The sequence below is a fragment of the Acinetobacter sp. DSM 11652 genome, from assembly GCF_900109815.1.
Lineage (GTDB): Bacteria > Pseudomonadota > Gammaproteobacteria > Pseudomonadales > Moraxellaceae > Acinetobacter.
Genome location: NZ_FOBK01000008.1, coordinates 1 through 19,610 on the forward strand (window position 1 = coordinate 1; position 19,610 = coordinate 19,610).

Consider the following 19,610-nt stretch of genomic DNA (forward strand, 5'->3'; position numbering starts at 1 on the left):
ATGGCTGCCATCGATGCGTTGTAGGAAGACTTGGCTATTCAGTTGTGAATGACTGAATTGGATGTGGAGGGCTCTGTTTTGGGCGGTTAGGCCGAGCTGATCAATCGCACACTGAATATTATTGATGAAATTCTTCATGTCAAAATGAGTTAATCATTATTATTTAGATATTCTTAACCCAAATTGTACACGAAAAAATCAATTTTAAACGATATGAATTGTTTCAATCGTTAATTCAAGGCGGGCTAACCTTTTTTTACCAAATAATGAAACTCTTTGTTCCCATTGTCATCTAAACGTTCTTCTTGCAACAGCAATTCATGACCAAGATGCATACAGAATTTAGGAATATCCCAAGAAGTTGAATTATCTGTTGCAAATACTTCCACCACATCACCAGACTTAGATTTACGAATGGCTTGATGTAACATCATCACCGGTTCTGGACAACGTAAACCACGTGTATTCAACTGGATTTGAGGTTGAACTTGAGAATCAGACATTCAATATCGCCCTAAAAAGATTGGGCGATTATTTTATCATAATTCAATCTTTTCACTCCCAAATTCAGAAAAAGACTCCAAATACAGTGGTCTATGATCAAATAGATCATTAGGAATCAAAATTTTACCAATAGACAAGCGTATTTTCTTCGGTATGATTAAAACTTATTTTTTCAATTGAAGAGTCTTTAGGAAAGATCATGCAAGAGGAATCAGGTACATCGTGGGGTATGCGTGGCTTACGCAAATGGTTAGGCACAGCCCCAGAAACCCGAGATGAACTGTTAAAAATTGTACAAGATTCACGTCGACTACTCGAACCAGATACAGTAGCGATGCTCGAAGGAATCTTTGACCTTCCAGCGACTAAAATTCGTGAAGTCATGACGCCACGAACTTCAATGGTTAGCTTACAAGAAGATGATGAGTTATTGGATATTCTTGATGTTCTCATCGAGTCAGCACACTCACGTTTCCCTGTATTTTCAACAGATCAACCTGATAACGTCATTGGTATCCTTTTGGCAAAGGACCTCTTACCTTTCTTAAAAGATCGTGATTCGAAAGTAAATGTACATTCGCTGATGCGCCAACCGATCTTTGTGCCTGAAAGCGCGCGTTCTGATCAAGTGCTCCGAATGCTAAAAAACACTCAAACACATATTGCGATTGTGATTGATGAGTACGGTTCTACTTCGGGTTTAGTGACACTTGAGGATATTCTTGAAGAAATTGTGGGTGAAATTGAAGATGAACATGACAATGTCGATGAAGAAGCCAATTTCATTGTTCCAGATCAAACCAGCAACAGCAGTAACACGTGGTTAGTTCAAGCACTTACACCAATTGAACATTTTAACAATGTTTTAAATGCTGAATTTTCCGATGATGAAGTGGAAACTGTGGGTGGACTATTACTGCAAGAAATTGGTTTAGTCAGCGATCTTCAAGGCCAAGTGATTGAATTGGGAGATTGGGAATTTACCATTGTGGAAGCAGATGTCCGTACTATTCATCTGATTCGAGCTGTGCGTAAATGAGAGCCTATTTTCAAAAATTATTGAGTCCTTCAGAAAAACAAAAATCATTACCTTTCATTTATCCACTCCTTATTGCTTTAACAGCAGGTGCGACTTTTAGTCTCGCACTTGCACCTTTTTATTGGTGGTGGCTGGCAATATTATCGCCAGCATTGCTATATGCCACACTCAGTAAGCGGAATTCTAAACAAGCATTCCTCATCGGTTGGGCTTACGGTTTTGGATTATGGTTTGTAGGTGCATTCTGGTTATACACCTCTATCCATGTGTATGGTGATACATCTGCGTTTTTAAGTGTCATCATGATTGCGATTATGGCCTTGGTGATGGGGCTATTTACTGCAATACAAACTTGGATATATCGTCGATTCTTTCCAGAAACACCACTTACTTTTGCCCCTTTATGGGTATTCTTTGAATGGGCAAAAACTTGGGTATTTACTGGTTTCCCTTGGTTATTTGCAGGTTATGCTTTTACCGAGCGCTTCTTAGATAGCTATGCACCTTTATTTGGTGTATTTGCCGTTTCTTTCGTGGTCATTCTCATTGCATCTGCACTTGTTGAAATCCTACGAAAACGCTACTTTTGGGCTATTCCAGTTTTAATTGTATTGCTAGGTGCATGGGGCGCATCCTATTTAACTTTTATTGAAGAAAAAAAATCAGCACCGCTGAGCGTTTCTTTAATCCAAGGTAATATTCCTCAAGATTTAAAGTGGTTAACTGAGTATCAAGTAAAGACACTTGAAATCTATGCACAATTAACGCGATCAGAATGGGGACGTGACTTGGTGGTTTGGCCTGAATCATCTATCCCAATGTTTCAATCAGATATTGAACCATTTTTAGATGCAATGGATCAGCAAGCCAAAAGTACCAACACAGCTTGGGTAACAGGCATTCCATATTGGGATTTAAATGAATCTAAGGCATTGGGTTATCCGCGTTATTACAACTCCATGATGGCATCCGGTGATGAAGCTACAGGCTTATATAAAAAACAGCGTCTCGTTCCTTTTGGTGAATATATTCCGCTGTCTGGCCTGTTAAGTTGGGTGTTACCTGCGCTTCAAAATGATCCTTCAATGAGCGGTTTTTCACGTGGTCCGCAGGATCAAGCTCCATTTTCAATTCACAACCACAAATTAGCTGCTGCGATTTGTTATGAGGTTGCCTATCCGAACCTAACCCGACGCAATGCACTAAATAGTGATTTCCTCGTCACCGTTTCAAATGATGCGTGGTTTACGGGTACGGCTGGTCCGTGGCAACATTTACAAATGGTACAAATGCGAGCAAAAGAAAATGGACGCTGGTTTATTCGTGCAACCAATACAGGTGTGACTGCTTTTATCAACCACAAAGGGGAAATCGTCAGCCAAGCCCCAATTGATCAAAAAGCGGTTCTTCGTGGTGATTTACCTGCAATGGAAGGGCAAACTTGGTATACGAGATTCAGTGATTGGCCAATATTGGGATTGTCATTGATTTTATTGGTGATGGGTTGGTTCTTTAGACCACGTGTTGTCGATGTCAGTTTTAAATCTCGTCGATAACACTTGGTTCAAATCAAATATACGTTCTATATCAAAAAAACCGAGCAAATATGCTCGGTTTTTTTAAATTTGTGTAGTGAGGTAAGACAGCATTGCCATCAAACTCAACATCGGAATAGATCGATAAATTTTAATCAGCAGCGCTTCACATGTTGAAGATACATCAGACAGCGTCAAAACAGATGCTTTAAGTGCACTATAAAAACTTAAAATCGTAATCGCACTAAATACACTAATCGCCATAAATCCGATCATGATTTGACTGCTTGCATCTGCATTTGACCAAAGATCAATAAATAGATGACTGATAGGCAATAAGCTCAAAATAAGCAGTGCAGACTTGAGCACAGTCCAATGAAATAAATTGATTTCATCTGACAATATTAATGCTTTCATCATTCCCCCTTATTATCAAGCTAAGCTGTTGGCTCCATTATGCAGGGAAAAATTAAAATAAAAAGCCTAATTTTCTTCATATTTTCTGTTTCTTGTAACCATTAAATATGGGAATAATTCTTATTATAAGTCTCAAAAACTAATTATTTACAAATATTTTAATTATCAATATCTTAAGTTAATATTCCTAAATAATAAAGATTATCACTTCACTCAATATTTATTAATTCGATTAAGTGAAGTGATTAATACTATGAATGGTTTTTAATAATGATTTTCATTTATGGTGTGTAAAAGATATCAGCATCATTTCCTTCACCACCCTGCTTTCCATCTGCGCCGAATGAATAAAGATCATATGCACGACCTTCCGAACCAGGAATCACATATTGTAAATCATTATCCCAACTATCTTTAGGATAACCACCCTTCACATAACCACCAGGTAACCAATTTTTTGCTGAAGCTGGTTGATTGACCAAAGCATCCAAGCCACCATCTTGCATGGATGGATATTGGTTGTTGTCTAATTTGTATTGATCTAATGCACCTGCAACACCTTTCAGCGTAATGATTGTGGTATCAACCTTCGCTTTCTCACCACGACCCATGACATTAGGCACAATCAGTGCTGCAAGCACACCTAAAATCACAATCACTACCATCACTTCGATCAGGGTAAAACCAGATTGTTTTCGCATTTTCATCTTGTTTCGCATGTTTTCACTCGCTATTTCATTCATTATTAGAATTTATTGAATCTGTTTAAATCATATTGTTCATGTTGACGATTGGCAACATGACAGCAATCACGATCACCAATACAATCGCAGCCATTAACACCAACATTAGTGGTTCCAACAACGCCAATAATGTTGAGATCAATGTAGTAACCTCTCGATCTTGCATCGTCGAAGCTCTTTCTAACATTCGATCCAACTCACCCGAGGCTTCACCACTTTTGATCATTTGCACCATCATCGGTGGAAAATAACCACAGCGTTCAAGTTGCGTCGCCAAATTTCCACCCTCTGTGACCTTTTCAGCCGCGACATTGACTGCATCTCGAATAACCCAATTGCTACTTACTGCTGCACCAATTTTCAACGCGTCGACCAAAGGAACACCAGATTGCGTTAAGATAGATAAGGTACTTGAAAAGCGGGCGGCATTAATACCTCGTGATAGTTTTCCAAATAATGGCAACTTCAACGTGAGACGATCAAAAGCATAATGCCCTGCGGCAGTCCTTAAAAAACGCACCAATAGAAAGAATCCCAACGCCGATGCAACCAATACAAATGGCCAAGCTTGACGTATAAAATCACTGGCTTTCATTAAAGCAACCGTAATCCAAGGTAGCGCATCTTTACTTTGGTCAAAAGTTTTAACGATGTCTGGTACTACATAGGTCATGAGTCCCATTACGATACCGAAAGACATCAACATCAAAATAATAGGATAAATCATTGCACCTTGAATCTTCTTTTGCATCGCAAAGCGATTTTCAGTGTAATCAGCCAATTGATCGAGAATAAGATCTAAGTGTCCTGATCGCTCACCAGCAGCAATCGTTGCAATATAAAGTTCAGGGAATCTGCCAGATTGTTGCATCCCTTGAGCCAAGGAATGACCTTCTAAAACCTTTGATCTTACAGATAACATCAAATTTTGCACGTGAGCTTTTTCGCTTTGTTTGGCAACTGCTCTTAATGCTTCCTCAAGTGGGATCCCCGCAGCAACTAATACGGATAATTGGCGAGTCATTAAAGCTAAGTCATAAGCTGTAAATTTTTTTTGAAAAAAACCACCAGTTCGATGCTTGTCTTTTTGTTCTACAGCATCAACTTGTACTGGAATCCATTGTTTATCCCGAAGCTGTTGTCGAATCTGTCGGGCTGAATCACCTTCTAGCACACCCTTTTGCTGCTTTCCTGAAGCATCGATGGCAGTATATTGATATGCGGGCATGATAATGCTCTAATTTTCCTAATTATGATGTCTTAAGAGTTGCCTTAGACCGTTCTCTTCATTCATATTGATCACTTGCAACAACTTGAACACTCTATCACAAGCATTGGTTATCCACGATAAGTTTTCACCATATTGATCGACGACTATATATGACAAATATTTCAGAATTAAGCCAAATTGTTTATCGAGTGCGCATCGCGGTGCCAGTTTATCTATATGATTGTTTTGATTATGAAGTTTCTGCGGAACAATACCAAACTATACACATAGGTTGCCGTGTTCTTGTTTCGTTTGGTCGTCAAAACTTAGTCGGAATCGTACTTGAAAAGATCGCACCGGAAACGCCATTAGATCCGAAAATCAAACTGAAATCCATCACTGAAATCTTGGATCTACAACCCATACTCAATGCTACGATCATTCAGCTCGCGCAGTGGTCTGCTCAATATTATCAATTTCCCATTGGGGAAGTCATGCATACCACTTTGCCGACATTTTTAAGGCAGGGTAAACCCTATAATTTATTAGCTCACTCTTGGAAAGTTTTAAATTTAGACGCTGAAAAGAAAGTGGCTCGATCTTTAAAACAACAAGAGGCTTATAAAATATTAAAGTTACATCCGCAAGGGACTGCCGAGACAATACTGAATTTGAGTGGTGTGGAAACAGCAACATTAAAAGCGCTTGAAAAGAAAGAAATCGTCGAATGTAAATTGATTCAGCAGGACTTTAGTCCTGAACCTGTACAGCTGGCTCAAATGCCATTGACAGCAAATGATGATCAAAAAAAAGCAATTCAATCCATTTTAAAAGCACAAAATCGCTATCAAGCATTTTTACTCGATGGTTTAACTGGAAGCGGAAAAACTGAAGTTTATTTGCAAGTCATGCAAGAGGTTTTACAAAAAGGTCAGCAAGTATTGGTACTGGTACCAGAAATTGGCTTAACCCCTCAAACTATCAGTCGATTTCAATCTCGCTTTCACTGCAATATTGTCTTGTTGCATTCCGGACTGAATGACACAAAACGCCTCCAAGCTTGGCAATATGCTCAAACAGGGAAGGCCTCCATTATTCTTGGTACACGCTCTGCGATTTACACCCCCATGCCAAATTTAGGGCTCATTATCTTAGATGAGGAGCATGACCTGTCATTCAAACAACAAGAAGGTTTTCGCTACCATGCACGTGATGTTGCTCTCTATCGCGCTTATTTAGAGCAATGCCCCATTGTCCTTGGCTCAGCAACACCAAGTATTGACTCATATCATTTGGTGGAGCAAAAAAAATTAACGATTCTGAAACTCGATGAACGTGCCGCAGGTGCAAGCTTACCTAAAATTCATTTAATTGATCTAAAGATTGCTCAAAAACAGCATGGTATAAGCGAACAACTCATTAAAGAAATTCAAAAAAGACTCAATCAAGAAGAACAGGTACTGATCTTTTTAAACAGACGTGGTTATGCACCTGTCCTGATCTGCGAAAGCTGTGGATGGCAAGCCAATTGTCCCCATTGTGATGCACATTTTACGCTTCATAAAAAACCATATGAGCACCTGCATTGCCATCACTGTGGGACAATTAATCGACTGCCTGATCAATGCCCCTCTTGTCAGCAACACACCTTGAAGCCTATTGGAATGGGCACGGCAAAAGTTGAAGAGAATTTACAACTTTTATTTCCAGACTTTCCTGTGGTCAGAGTAGATCGTGATTCCACGAGCCGTGTCGGGAGTTGGCAAAAAATTTACGAGCAAATTCATCAAAGTAAACCGATGATTTTACTTGGTACGCAAATGTTAGCCAAAGGTCATCACTTTCCATATGTAACCTTAGTTGCAATCTTAGATATTGATAGTGGCCTACTCAGTGTTGATTTCAGAGCAACGGAACGAACAGCCCAATTGATTGTTCAAGTTGCAGGTCGTGCAGGACGAGGTGAAAAAAAAGGTGAGGTTTATCTACAAACTTTACGACCTGATCACCCTCTACTCAACACGCTCATTCATAAAGACTATCGTGCTTTTGCTCGTGAAACACTTCATGATCGTCAAGCTGCTTTACTCCCTCCAATGCGCTATGCAGCATTAATACGTTGTGAATCGCGTAGTCAGGAAGAAAATCTCAATTTTTTAACCAATATGACACAATCGCTCCAACAACATACTGGTGAGCTGATTGAGATTTGGGGTCCAATTCCTGCGCCAATGGAGCGAAAGGCTGGGCGTTATCAGGCACATGTGGTTTTATTGTCATCAGATCGTGCAAAAATGCATTTCTATATACGAGAATGGTGGCCATTCGTGCTTCAACAAAAACCTTCAACGATGAAGCTCAGTATTGATATAGATCCTCAAGAGCTAAGCTAATCATGAATAGAGTTAAATTATCAAAGTCGAAGACCTGAATTAAATTTACACGGCTAAAGCAGACACGATTACAATTTCATCAGTCCAACATTCCACTTTAGGGAAGGCCAATGCCATTGTTGTTACAAATCACAATTTTTCTAGCTGCCGCATTAATTTTTGTTCCGCTCGGAAAAAAAATTGGTATTGCGACAGTCTTAGGTTATTTGTTTACAGGAATATTACTTGGTCCAAGTGCATTGAATGTGACCAACGATGCCGAAACATTAATGAAATTAGCTGAGTACGGCGTGATTTTTTTGATGTTCTTAATCGGCCTAGAATTACGCCCTCAGCGCTTGTGGAATATGCGTCACTCTATATTTGTGATTGGAAGTGCTCAAGTCTTGATCACAGGTATAATTCTTGTCGCAACCATTTGGCTGTTCTTCCAACAGCATCTTGCTACTAGTGTCGTAATTGGTCTTGCCCTTGCTTTATCATCTACAGCATTTGTCATGCAATTACTTGCAGAAAAGCAGCAGCTGAATACCGCGCATGGTCAGCAATCTTTCTCTATTTTACTGTTTCAAGATATTGCCGCTATTCCTTTACTCGCCCTGATTCCCCTACTCGCGGGAAATCAGTCTACACATCATGGTATTGCTTATTTTGCCGCTGTTGTTGCAACGTTTACTGGCTTATTTTTATTTAGTCGCTATGTGATGCGACCATTTTTTAGATTCATTGTACAGAGTGGTGCAACGGAACTCATTACGGCTGCTGGACTCTTCATTGTTTTAGCGGTTGTTCTGTTTATGGATATGCTCGGATTAAGCACCACGCTCGGTGCTTTTCTGACAGGTGTATTACTCGCGGATTCTGAGTTTCGCCATGAACTGGAATCGAGCATTCAACCCTTCAAAGGGTTATTACTCGGTTTATTCTTTATGAGCGTAGGCATGATGACACCGATTGATCTCCTCGTAGATCAGCCGCTATTCATTTTTGGTGGGGCATTAGTGCTGATCATCATAAAAATATTAAGCATGGTTGCAATCGCGCGATATTTTAAATTTCAATGGAAAACCAGTGTATTGATTGCCATTTGTCTTGCTCAAGGAGGAGAATTTGCTTATGTGATCTTAGCTGTTGCGAATACCGAAGGTTTAATTACTCAAGCAGTGTTATCCCCTACGATTCTGATCATTGCAATTTCGATGGCACTCACCCCTGTCATTTTCTGGCTTGCACAACGATGGCTCATTCCATATCTTGATCGAAAGACTGATAGCGCTGAAGATGTCCCATTACCAGACACTCATTCAACATTAATCATTGCAGGTTTTGGACGCGTCGGACAAATAGTGGCGCGCGTTGCTTATCTCAATCATGTCAGCTTTACAGCCATTGATAATAATTTAGAAAAAATTGATTTTGTGAGAAAGTACGGTGGTAAAATTTATTATGGAGACGCCTCCTCCCCTGATTTATTGAGATCTGCAGGCATCGAGCATGCTAAGGCATTTGTACTTGCTGTAGACGATGTGGAAATGTCGATGAATATTGCTCGCCATTTACGTTTGAATTATCCAACGCTCAAACTCATCGTCCGTGCCCGTGATCGACATCATATGCATTTACTTAAAGACTTAGGCATTGAGCATATTTGGCGTGAAACTTTTCTATCTTCACTCGGTATGGCATTTCGCACCTTAACCGCGTTAGGTTTAAGTCAAGAACATGCTCAACATAGTATTGAAATATTTAGAGACTATGATGAGCGTCTATTAGCTGAGCAACAACGCATCTATACGGATGATCAAAAAGTCTTTGAAAGCTATCGAAATTTCTTAGCGGAACTCGAACAAATTTTTGAAAATGATGCTCAACAACATCAACCACTTTCAGAAAGTTTAGATGAAACCATTGATTCTGAAGTAAGTTCTATAGAACGACGCGCTAAGCACTCGCAAAACCAAATTAATGTTTGTCGAGATGAAGAATTTTAACTTGTGATTTACAATATCGTCACCATCTAGACAGGGATTTGGAGAATTTTATGTCTGATTTACGTCAACGTTTTTTTATTGATAACAGCCCTGTTCGTGGTGAAGTCGTACATCTTGAAGATGCGCTTAAAACAATTTTAGCACAACGCGCCTATGCACCTGCGATTCAAATTTTATTGGGCGAAATGCTCAGTGCAACTGCATTGTTGGCCAGCACACTTAAAATTAAGGGACGTATTAGCCTCCAAATTCAAGCTTCTGGCACCTTAAAATGGGCTATGGCTGAATGTAATCACCTCGGTGAAGTACGCGGATTAGCTGAATATGAAGCTGATCCACGTTTTGAAGAAGCATCAGACAGCAGCATCGTTCTGAAAACTTTGGTCAGTCCAGTTTTATTTATTAATATTGAACCTGAATTTGGCGAACGCTATCAGGGTATCGTGCCTTTAGATCAGCCGAATTTAGCTAAATGCCTCATGCAGTATTATGATTTATCTGCCCAAATCCCAACCAAGATCGTTTTAGCTAGTACTGCTCAACGCGCTGGTGGTCTTTTGATTCAATTGTTACCGCGTAACAATGATGAAGAGCAGCAAAAGGTTGATGAAGATATCTGGCCTCGTCTAACCATGCTCACTGAAACTTTAAAAACAGATGAACTTACTGAGCTAGATGCGCAAGAAATTTTGTATCGCTTATATAATGAAGAAGAAGTCAGACTACCTGAAGCTGAACAACTTCAATTTGGCTGTACATGTTCTAAAGAGCGTTGCTCTACAGCATTAATTCAGGTGGGTGCTGAATCTGTGCGTGAAATTTTAGAACAACAGAACCCTATTACCATGGACTGTCAATTCTGTAACACTCAATACAGATTTACTGCTGAAGAAGCACTCGGTCTATTCGGCGAGCACCTCAGTTAATCCTTAACAGTTCTCTTCGAAAATCAGCAAGTTTTACTTGCTGATTTTTTTGGTTGTAAGAAATTGAAACAATTATTCACCATCTGAACATATTGTAGTCTTCGAAAGTCTGCTCATAATGATTAAAAGTTAATCAACGGTTATTTTTGCTTAATGGCAAATAATTATTATGAGGAACTCGGACTAGATCGCGATGCGAGTCCTGAGGAAATAAAAAAATCATATCGAAAACTGGCTCGGAAATACCATCCCGATATCAGTCAAGCACCTGATGCCGAAAAAAAAATGCAGGCGATTAATACTGCGTATGACACATTAAGTGATCCTTTAAAAAAACAAGAGTACGATCAACAACTCGATCAGTTGAATAGTCAGTCTCCTTTCTCGGATACTAAAAACCATACAAATCATGAATTTTCTGGCTTTGAAGATTTGTTTGGGCGTTTTGGTACAGGTTTTGGTGGAGGTTATGCACAGCGCTCACACCAATATAAATCCCAGCCAATTCGTGGTGAAGATCAACATGCCTGTATAGAAGTGCCCTTACAAGTCGCTTTTGAAGGTGTCACTCAATCCATCCAATTGCGTATACCCACTTTTAATGCATATGGACAACCTGAAGTTCAGCGAAAAACCCTTGAAATTAGAATCCCGAAAGGGATGAAAAACGGTCAACAAATTCGGCTCAAAGGTCAAGGACAAGCAGGTTTATCGGGCGGTGAAAATGGAGATCTTTATATACAGATCCATTATCAAACCACTGACAGCATATATGTCGATCAGGCAGACATTTACTATCACATTAACATTAGTCCTTGGGAAGCTGCTTTAGGCCAAGACATCGAGCTAAAAACCCCCTCTGGAAAGATTAAAGTCAGCATTCCTCAACATACAATTTATGGCAAACAACTCCGTATTAAAGAAAAAGGGATTCCCTCTTCCCCCCCGGGACACCTTTATCTAATCCTGAATATTGTTTATCCAAGAGCAGAATCCCCGCAGCAAAAACAGGCATATGAGCAATTTGCTCAAGCATTTACACATTTCAACCCTCGTGATGAAGGAGGTGAATCATGACAACGATTCAGTACCGAGAAGTGTACAAAAATGGATATTTAGAGGCTGAAATCATTGATGACCAATGTATTTTTGATTTAAAGCATTTTGCCCAAGCATGCGGACAAAGTCCTGAATGGGTTTTGCAATTACTTGAATATGAGATTCTACCTGCTCGTTCTGAGCAAAAAATCCATCAATTTTTTGGTGAAGAACTTACTCGAGCACGGAGAGCTTATCGCTTGCAACGGGATTTTGAAGCAAGTCTCCCTGCCGTCGCCATGATGATGGATCTGATAGATGAAGTACAACAATTGCGCAAGCAAGTGAAATACTTCAAATAAAGCAAGCCCACATAAATGCATGTACTGTTACATGCATTTATTTTTTATTGATTAGAATGAAAGGATTAAACCATCAATGAAAGTTAAAGAATGCAATAAAAAGCTGAAAAACCTTTTCCCTGAGTTCCGTGAACTTATTCAGCCTTTAAGAGAAGAAAACCCTCACTTCGCTAAAATTTTCGAGGAACATGAAACGCTAGATCATGAAATTACGCATTTGGAACTAAATCCAGTTAATGTAATTAATGATGATATTGAGTTTCTAAAGCGAAAAAAACTTAAATTAAAAGATGAAATGTATCGTTTGCTCAAACAAGCGCAGACGAACCTTACTCAGTAATTTCAATTTAATATTATAAAATAACGGTGAATCTGGCACTTATCATTCTGACTTAAAGCATAAGTGCCTTATGTGACGTTGACTATTTTAATCGAGTCCAACGCCCCATTTCTCGGAGCGTACCTTTCAATGTTTTTTGAATCGGTTCATACTCCAAAAATGCAAACAAACCGAGTTGTTGCTGCTGGTTTTGTTGAGCCAACAATTCCATCACACTTTTTTCACCGCGCCCGACCATTTGTCTACGATAAAAATACCAAATTAACAAAAGTGTTGTCACACACATGGCTGTGAGCATATACCAAAAGCCATGCGGTGAGTTTAATCCTGGAATAAATTCAAAATTCATTCCGTAAATACCTGTAAGAAGAGTCAGTGGTGCAAATACAGCGGTGATAATTGCTAAAATTCTCATATTTTCATTGGTTTGATTGGCCACTGCTGAAAAGTGCAAATCGATAGCGGCTTGTACTGCATGGTTTAACCGAACACTGTGCTTTTGTATTCTTTCAATATGGCTAATTAAATCATCCATTCGGACGAGCATTAAATTTTGCTTCTCTGCCTTACGTTTAGCTTTAATATGATGATAATTTTCGACAATTTCATCTCTTAATTCTTGTAGGCATTCAACCTGTTCTTCACACAAATTTTCAACTTGTTGAAAAGCGGTGATCTCTTGCAGCAGTTGATTCCATCGATTAAATTTTTGATTTCCTTGTAATAGTTCTTTTTGCCAAAATTCCACACGTTTGGTTAGTGGTACACGTAAACCTAAATAGCCATCCACCATCATATTCAGTAATCTAAGCGCAATATCTACAGGGCTCTGTGCTAATTTTCGTGGAATATTCTGTTGCTCTATAGGTCGTGTTTGAATCGCCTGCACTCTTTCAAGATATGTTTCAAATACACGATTACCTCGTTCATGCACTGTGATTAAAACATTTGATGTCATGACAAAACTTACCGGCGTTGTAACAATGTCCGCAGTTTGTTGTTCAGCTGAATGACCATTCTGAATTTGAATGTGATCATCTGGGGTGATTAATTTTTTAAAGATCAACAAATCATAATCATCCAATGCATCAAATACGCAAGGATGCTCAAGGTTTTGAATATCTTTAAGATGAAATTCGTTCAACAGAATTCCAGTGTTCTCAAAAATATATCGTTGCCACGTCTCTGTATTTTGAATCAATTCGTGGCGTTCAAAACTCAACCATATAAATTCTGCATCAACATCAGTCGATAATTCTTCACTCAGATAAATATACCCGTCACCTTGATGATAATAATAATTAAACTTTTGCATTTTAGTTATTTTTAAATGAGAACATTTTGATCATGCCATAAAAAAAGCCTTGTGTAACACTCGTTTAAACGAAGCACCACACAAGGCTTAGAATTAGCTTAAATGATTAAGCTTGTTCAATGTCTTTCATTGTAAGTTTGATACGACCACGGTTATCAACATCCGCAACTTGTACCTTAACTTCTTGACCTTCAGTAAGAACGTCTGTCACATTCGCAATACGCTCGTTCGAGATTTGTGAAATGTGAAGCAAGCCATCAGTACCAGGAAGGATATTGACGAACGCACCGAATTCAACAATACGAATGACTTTACCTGTGTAAATTGTACCTGGTTCAATTTCTGCTGTAAGCGCTTGGATTTTCGCTACTGCAGCCATTGCCGCTGCTTTAGTTTCACCAAATACACGTACTGTACCGTTATCTTCGATATCGATCGCTGCTTTGGTTTCTTCAGTGATTTGACGAATAGTTGCGCCGCCTTTACCAATCACGTCACGGATCTTATCAGGATTGATGCTGATCACTTGGAATGTTGGTGCGTGCATTGAGATTTCAGGACGAGCACGTGAAATCACTTGATTCATCTCATTCAAGATATTCATACGACCTGCATACGCTTGATTCAATGCAACTTCCATGATCTCTTCAGTAATACCTTCGATCTTGATGTCCATTTGAAGTGCAGTAATACCGTTTGCAGAACCTGCTACTTTAAAGTCCATGTCGCCAAGGTGATCTTCGTCGCCTAGAATGTCTGAAAGAACTGCGAAACGTTCACCTTCTTTCACTAGACCCATTGCAATACCTGCAACTGGCGCTTTAAGTGGAACACCTGCATCCATAAGTGATAAAGAAGCACCACACACAGACGCCATTGAAGACGAACCATTCGATTCAGTGATGTCAGATACGATACGAATCACGTACGGGAAGCGATCAGCTGGTGGAAGAACTGCTTGAACACCACGACGTGCCAAACGACCATGACCAATTTCACGACGTTTAGGACCAGATTCACGACCAGTTTCACCTACAGAGTATGCAGGGAAGTTGTAGTGAAGCATGAAGTTATCAGTCTTCGTACCTGCAAGGGTATCCACCATTAATGCATCACGCGTGTTACCCAAAGTTGTTGTTACAAGTGCTTGAGTTTCACCACGTGTAAACAATGCAGAACCATGAGCGCGATCTAATACGCCCACTTGTACGTCGATTGCACGAACAGTTTTAGTATCACGACCATCAATACGTGGTTTACCAGACAAGATATTGTCACGAACTGTACGATATTTAAGGTCTTCAAATAATTCGTTAACTTCGTCAGCAATACCTGTTTCGTCATTTTCTGGAACGAATTGAGCAACCGCTTCAGCATGAAGTGCATCAAGTGCTGCATAACGGTCTTGCTTAACCGCAATCGTATACGCTTCAGAGATTTTCGCTTCAAAAGCTGCTTTCAATTGACTACGAAGGTCTTCGTTTTTCGCTGGAGCAACCCAGTCAGATTCCTTCGCGCCAGCAGCTGCAGCAAATTCTTTGATCGCTTGAATTGCAATTTGCATTTCGTCGTGACCGAACAATACAGCACCCAACATTTGGTCTTCTGAAAGTTCTTTCGCTTCAGATTCAACCATAAGAACAGCAGCTTCTGTACCTGCAACCACAAGGTCAAGGTCAGATTGAGCAAGTTGTTCATGACTTGGGTTAAGAACGTATTCACCGTTAATTAAACCAACGCGTGCAGCACCAATTGGACCACGGAATGGTGTACCTGCAATTGCGAGTGCAGCAGAGGTACCTAACATTGCAGCAATATCAGCTTCCATAGTTTTGTCAGATGATACAACTGTTGCAGTCACTTGGATTTCGTTGTAATAACCTTCTGGGAACAACGGACGAATTGGGCGGTCGATCAAACGTGAAATTAAAGTTTCAGCTTCAGATGCACGGCCTTCACGCTTACCATAACCACCTGGGATACGACCTGCAGCATATTGTTTTTCTTGGTAGTTAACAGTCAGTGGGAAAAAGTCTTGACCTGCTTTCGCAGTTGGTTGAGCAACAACAGCAACCAATACAGTCACACCACCCATGGTAATCACTACTGTATTTGCTTGACGCGCCACACGGCCTGTTTCAAGCACAACTTGGTGCTGACCGAATTGGAATTCTTTACGAATAATATTAAACATCGACATGTTCTATTTTTTCCTGATTTTATTCTAGTGGAGACCCCTAAGGTTTGGCATTCACAACACAGGTTTTAAATGACAAAGCTTAGAAGCCGACCTCACTAGAAACACTATTTTTAAACACAAAGAAGGAGCGAAACTATTCGCCCCTTCCCCATGATCTAGTCGAAACTAGATCGCCTTTAGTTTTCAGCAATACAGCATTCAACATGCAATAATCCGAAAATAAAGTTTAAATCGAATTAACGACGTAAACCTAAAGCAGCAATCAAATCGCTGTAACGAGTAGCATCTTTACCTTTAAGGTAGTCAAGAAGCTTACGACGTTGGTTAACCATACGGATAAGACCGCGACGGCTATGGTGGTCGTGTTTGTGCTCTTTGAAGTGACCTTGTAAGTCATTGATTTGAGCAGATAAAAGAGCTACTTGAACTTCTGGTGAACCAGTGTCGTTTTCAGCGCGAGCAAATTTAGCAATGATCTCTGCGCGATCTGCGTTTGTTAAAGCCATTCGATTTCTCCGAGATGCTTATTTAAAAGTATTTGATACAAATCAATGACGCTCTTCAAAGCGGAATTGACTGCCGTGCATCACTACAGCAGCGTGCTATTTTAAAGGAACCCCCCTCAAAAAGCAAAATTATCCGCTCAATAACTTCTGGCAGAAACAATCATCAATTCATGTCGTTAAAGATACTGACTTTTGTTTTTTGGCAGGGCAAACTTGCCTGTTATAAAAACAATGAAACATGGAATGAACGTGAAATTACTCTCTACAAATACGTGCATAGCACCAAAAGACTTAACTACGATCACTCGTCATAAAGACGAAGTTGCGCCAGAACTTGGGGGAATGACGCAACAGCAAATTGATAAAATTTGGCACAGTGTTGAAGCACTTTATCGTACTGGCAATCATCCAATGATCAGTATGTGTTTACGTCGCAAGGGTCAGATATTAATTAATCGCAGTATTGGTTACACAGAACTTGGTCCAAACTATCAAACAGACCCTTCTAAAGTTGCGACACCAGAAACACCGGTCTGTATGTTTTCTGCCTCTAAAATCGTTAATGCCATGTTAGTGCATTTGTTAGATCAACAAGGGAAAATTAACTTACTTGATCCAGTGAGTCGCTATATTCCAGAGTTTGGCGTTAACGGTAAACGACGCGCCACCATATTTCATTTGTTGTCACACCGCGGCGGTATTCCTAAAATTGAAACTGAGGTCACTCCAGAGCTTTTATTTGATCGTCAAGGGATCCTGGAGCATCTTTATGCAGCAAAACCGATTGCACCCGTAGGCTCGCAACTCTCTTATCATGCTGTAACTGCTGGATATATTTTAGGAGAATTGGTTGAACGTGTAACAGGACAAGATATTCGTGATTACTTGCACGAACATATTGAAAAACCAATGAATTTACCTTTCTTCAACTATGGTTTAAAACCAGAACTACGTCATTTAGTTGCAAAAAATTATCCAACTGGGATTCACCCTGTTTTGGGGACTGACCTATATCTCAATCGTGTATTAGGCGGAGGACTGCAACTGGCAGTGGATGTCACCAATGATCCCCGTTTTATGGATACCGTCTGCCCTGCAGGAAATATTTATACCAGTGCTGAACAAGCCAATCGTTTTTTTGAAATGTTACTTAATGGTGGTCGTTATCAAGATCAGCAAATTATCAATTCAGAAACGGTCTTCAGAGCAACACTCCCTACATCCAATACAACAATAGACCGTAACCTTTTAGCACCTATGCGTTATGCACTTGGTCCGATGTTAGGCAGTAATCCAATCGGTGTATTTGGCCCAAATACTGGACAAGCTTTTGGTCATCTAGGTTTCTCGAATATTTTATGTTGGGCAGATCCTCAACGGGATATCAGTGTATCGTTCTTAAATACAGGGAAATCTGTGTTAGGCACACATTTAGCCGCTTTAGCAAAAGTGCTATATCAAATATCCAACCAATGCCCAAGTATTCCTAAGGAAAAAAGACGCGCGTTATTTGGAACTGATCAATCTGAAACTGAACGTGTTTAATATCAATGTAAAAAAGGCATCATTTAGATGCCTTTTTTTAAAGTTTTCATCTATTAGCTATTAATTAACCAGTGCAGATTGTCACAAAAAAGAAAGTACGACAGTTACGTTTTGGTGCTGGCGTTGGTGTTGGCGTAGGAGTTGGCGTCACTACAGGTGGGTCAATAACAGGGGGTTGTGGTGCTGGAGTAGATGGAGCACCATTTAACGCAGCAATTAAATTCAAACGAGGTGTTCGAATTGAGTTACGATGATCCGTAACCAAAGTTCCCGTAGACGTCATACGTGCAACAATTTGATCCAGAGATTCATTCGGGAAAGCATTATTCGCACGTAACACAGCAACAGCACCAGCAATGTGAGGTGCAGCCATTGAAGTACCATCCATTGTATATCCACCAGCGGTGATACGTGAACCAGGCGCCAATAAAGTTAAATTACGACTAGAGTTACTGAAACACGTTACTTTGTCGCTATAAGTTGCACTGTCAGAGCAATTGCTAAATGCAATCGAACCTACGTTAGCATCATAAACTGCCCCTACACTGACTGCACCCGCAGTACATGCTGGATAGGATATACCACTCAGATGGCCATCATTGCCAGATGCAACTACTGGTAATACCCCATAGCCTCTCAACTTCGAAAAAGAATCTGTAAGTACGGAACTAGTACAAGTTGAGGAATAACTACGTCCATTACCAATGCTTAAGTTTACTGATTTAATGTTTTTGCTTTGGGCATGGTTCGCTACCCAGTTCAAGGCACCAATTATGTCATAATCGGATGCGCCACCACCAGTTCTAGCTGTACTGCCGGTGAACACATCAAGCATCACAATTTTTGCATCTGGTGCAACTTTAGAAGCAATTGCTGCAACGTTAGTTCCATGTCCATTAACATCTAATTCTAATGTATCGTCTTCTTGAGCAATTTCAATAGAATCCGAAACTTTGCAAGTGGATGATGGTACACCTGGCGCTGTACAATTACCAAAGTCTGAATGGTGGTAATTAATACCTGTATCTAAGATAGCAATTGTTGTCCCCGCACCAGTATAGCCTTGCGCAGCTGCAGGCACTTGACCAATTAATGGTAGACTTTGAGATGCTGTCGTATAAGAAATATTATTTGGATAAATTGCTTTTACATTCGGGTCATTCAATAAGCTTACGAGCGTGTCACGCTTTTGAACGCGATGAAAACTATATGGTAAGGCATTATAATCGCGTAGTAATTGAATACCACCTAAACGCTTAAAGTTCGATTGAATCGATTGCTTCTTTTGAGCAAGATGTTCACGAAGTTGAGCGCGATTATTTTCTAAATGATTAATGTCAATATGATATTCAACGATTAGATCATTTGAACTGTTGTTCAATAATGCCGACAGATTAATACCACCTTTCGACACTTTTTGTTTTGCCTGATTGTTCAATTTAGCGTTAGCTGCTACAGGACTCATTTGAGCCATTGCAGTACCGACCATCAAAACACTCAAACATGCGCTTAATGATAAAGTTTTAAACATAATTGTTCTCCGTTG

18 protein-coding genes are annotated in these 19,610 nt (G+C 39.9%); 9 read left to right on the top strand and 9 right to left on the bottom strand.

Annotated elements, in window-relative coordinates:
- Together BMW42_RS14960 and tusA are read right to left on the bottom strand one after the other, a co-directional pair.
- The coding region (locus BMW42_RS14960) for a hypothetical protein (RefSeq protein WP_416224322.1) at positions 1-138 on the bottom strand (138 nt) is incomplete at its 3' end.
- 107 nt (positions 139-245) lie between these two features.
- On the bottom strand, positions 246-503 hold the full coding sequence (gene tusA / locus BMW42_RS08900) for a sulfurtransferase TusA (RefSeq protein ID WP_035264077.1): 258 nt from the start codon (positions 501-503) through the stop codon (positions 246-248).
- A 200-nt stretch (positions 504-703) separates the two neighbouring features.
- Between tusA and BMW42_RS08905 the strand changes: the two genes are divergently transcribed.
- Positions 704-1,543, top strand: coding sequence for an HlyC/CorC family transporter (locus tag BMW42_RS08905; protein ID WP_092767211.1), 840 nt, complete (start codon positions 704-706; stop codon positions 1,541-1,543).
- The gene (lnt, locus tag BMW42_RS08910) at positions 1,540-3,099 is read left to right on the top strand and encodes an apolipoprotein N-acyltransferase (RefSeq protein WP_092767213.1); all 1,560 of its coding nucleotides are present in this window, start codon (positions 1,540-1,542) and stop codon (positions 3,097-3,099) included. Before BMW42_RS08905 ends, lnt begins: the two co-directional genes overlap by 4 nt.
- Positions 3,100-3,162: 63 nt before the next feature.
- Here the strand turns inward: lnt and BMW42_RS08915 are convergent, their stop codons facing one another.
- The 3 genes from BMW42_RS08915 to gspF all read right to left on the bottom strand — a co-directional run bounded on the left by BMW42_RS08915 (position 3,163) and on the right by gspF (position 5,466).
- Positions 3,163-3,495 carry a hypothetical protein gene (locus tag BMW42_RS08915; RefSeq protein WP_092767215.1) on the bottom strand — a complete coding sequence of 111 codons (333 nt, stop codon included), beginning with the start codon at positions 3,493-3,495 and terminating at the stop codon, positions 3,163-3,165.
- 281 nt (positions 3,496-3,776) lie between these two features.
- Positions 3,777-4,202 (bottom strand): type II secretion system major pseudopilin GspG, encoded by a 426-nt coding sequence (gene gspG, locus BMW42_RS08920; protein WP_228143111.1) that lies wholly within the window; start codon positions 4,200-4,202, stop codon positions 3,777-3,779.
- A 58-nt stretch (positions 4,203-4,260) separates the two neighbouring features.
- The gene (gene gspF / locus BMW42_RS08925) at positions 4,261-5,466 is read right to left on the bottom strand and encodes a type II secretion system inner membrane protein GspF (RefSeq protein WP_035264068.1); all 1,206 of its coding nucleotides are present in this window, start codon (positions 5,464-5,466) and stop codon (positions 4,261-4,263) included.
- A gap of 152 nt (positions 5,467-5,618) precedes the next feature.
- Between gspF and BMW42_RS08930 the strand changes: the two genes are divergently transcribed.
- The 6 genes from BMW42_RS08930 (at position 5,619) to BMW42_RS08955 (ending at position 12,498) form a co-directional block, all read left to right on the top strand.
- The gene (locus BMW42_RS08930; RefSeq protein WP_092767217.1) at positions 5,619-7,841 is read left to right on the top strand and encodes a primosomal protein N'; all 2,223 of its coding nucleotides are present in this window, start codon (positions 5,619-5,621) and stop codon (positions 7,839-7,841) included.
- 110 nt (positions 7,842-7,951) lie between these two features.
- Complete coding sequence (locus BMW42_RS08935) at positions 7,952-9,832, top strand: monovalent cation:proton antiporter-2 (CPA2) family protein (protein ID WP_092767219.1); 1,881 nt, start codon at positions 7,952-7,954, stop codon at positions 9,830-9,832.
- A gap of 50 nt (positions 9,833-9,882) precedes the next feature.
- A complete protein-coding gene (hslO, locus tag BMW42_RS08940) occupies positions 9,883-10,758 on the top strand; it encodes an Hsp33 family molecular chaperone HslO (RefSeq protein WP_092767221.1) in 876 nt (291 codons plus the stop codon).
- A 153-nt stretch (positions 10,759-10,911) separates the two neighbouring features.
- On the top strand, positions 10,912-11,835 hold the full coding sequence (locus BMW42_RS08945; RefSeq protein ID WP_092767224.1) for a DnaJ C-terminal domain-containing protein: 924 nt from the start codon (positions 10,912-10,914) through the stop codon (positions 11,833-11,835).
- The gene (locus tag BMW42_RS08950; protein WP_035264056.1) at positions 11,832-12,158 is read left to right on the top strand and encodes a chaperone modulator CbpM; all 327 of its coding nucleotides are present in this window, start codon (positions 11,832-11,834) and stop codon (positions 12,156-12,158) included. The genes BMW42_RS08945 and BMW42_RS08950 overlap by 4 nt, the downstream gene beginning before the upstream one ends.
- A gap of 76 nt (positions 12,159-12,234) precedes the next feature.
- Entirely contained in the window at positions 12,235-12,498 is a 264-nt protein-coding gene (locus BMW42_RS08955; protein WP_035264053.1) for a YdcH family protein, read from the top strand.
- 82 nt (positions 12,499-12,580) lie between these two features.
- On the opposite strand, the gene BMW42_RS08960 is transcribed toward BMW42_RS08955, so the two are convergent.
- From BMW42_RS08960 to rpsO, 3 genes are all read right to left on the bottom strand, one after another.
- Entirely contained in the window at positions 12,581-13,813 is a 1,233-nt protein-coding gene (locus BMW42_RS08960; protein ID WP_092767226.1) for a magnesium transporter CorA family protein, read from the bottom strand.
- A gap of 106 nt (positions 13,814-13,919) precedes the next feature.
- Entirely contained in the window at positions 13,920-16,007 is a 2,088-nt protein-coding gene (gene pnp / locus BMW42_RS08965) for a polyribonucleotide nucleotidyltransferase (protein ID WP_171260705.1), read from the bottom strand.
- Between the two features lie 242 nt (positions 16,008-16,249).
- Positions 16,250-16,519, bottom strand: coding sequence for a 30S ribosomal protein S15 (gene rpsO, locus BMW42_RS08970; RefSeq protein ID WP_035264047.1), 270 nt, complete (start codon positions 16,517-16,519; stop codon positions 16,250-16,252).
- A 249-nt stretch (positions 16,520-16,768) separates the two neighbouring features.
- Between rpsO and BMW42_RS08975 the strand changes: the two genes are divergently transcribed.
- Positions 16,769-18,064 (top strand): serine hydrolase domain-containing protein, encoded by a 1,296-nt coding sequence (locus BMW42_RS08975; protein ID WP_092767411.1) that lies wholly within the window; start codon positions 16,769-16,771, stop codon positions 18,062-18,064.
- Positions 18,065-18,128: 64 nt separating this feature from the next.
- On the opposite strand, the gene BMW42_RS08980 is transcribed toward BMW42_RS08975, so the two are convergent.
- The gene (locus BMW42_RS08980; RefSeq protein WP_092767230.1) at positions 18,129-19,595 is read right to left on the bottom strand and encodes a S8 family peptidase; all 1,467 of its coding nucleotides are present in this window, start codon (positions 19,593-19,595) and stop codon (positions 18,129-18,131) included.
- Between the last annotated feature and the right edge of the window lie 15 nt (positions 19,596-19,610).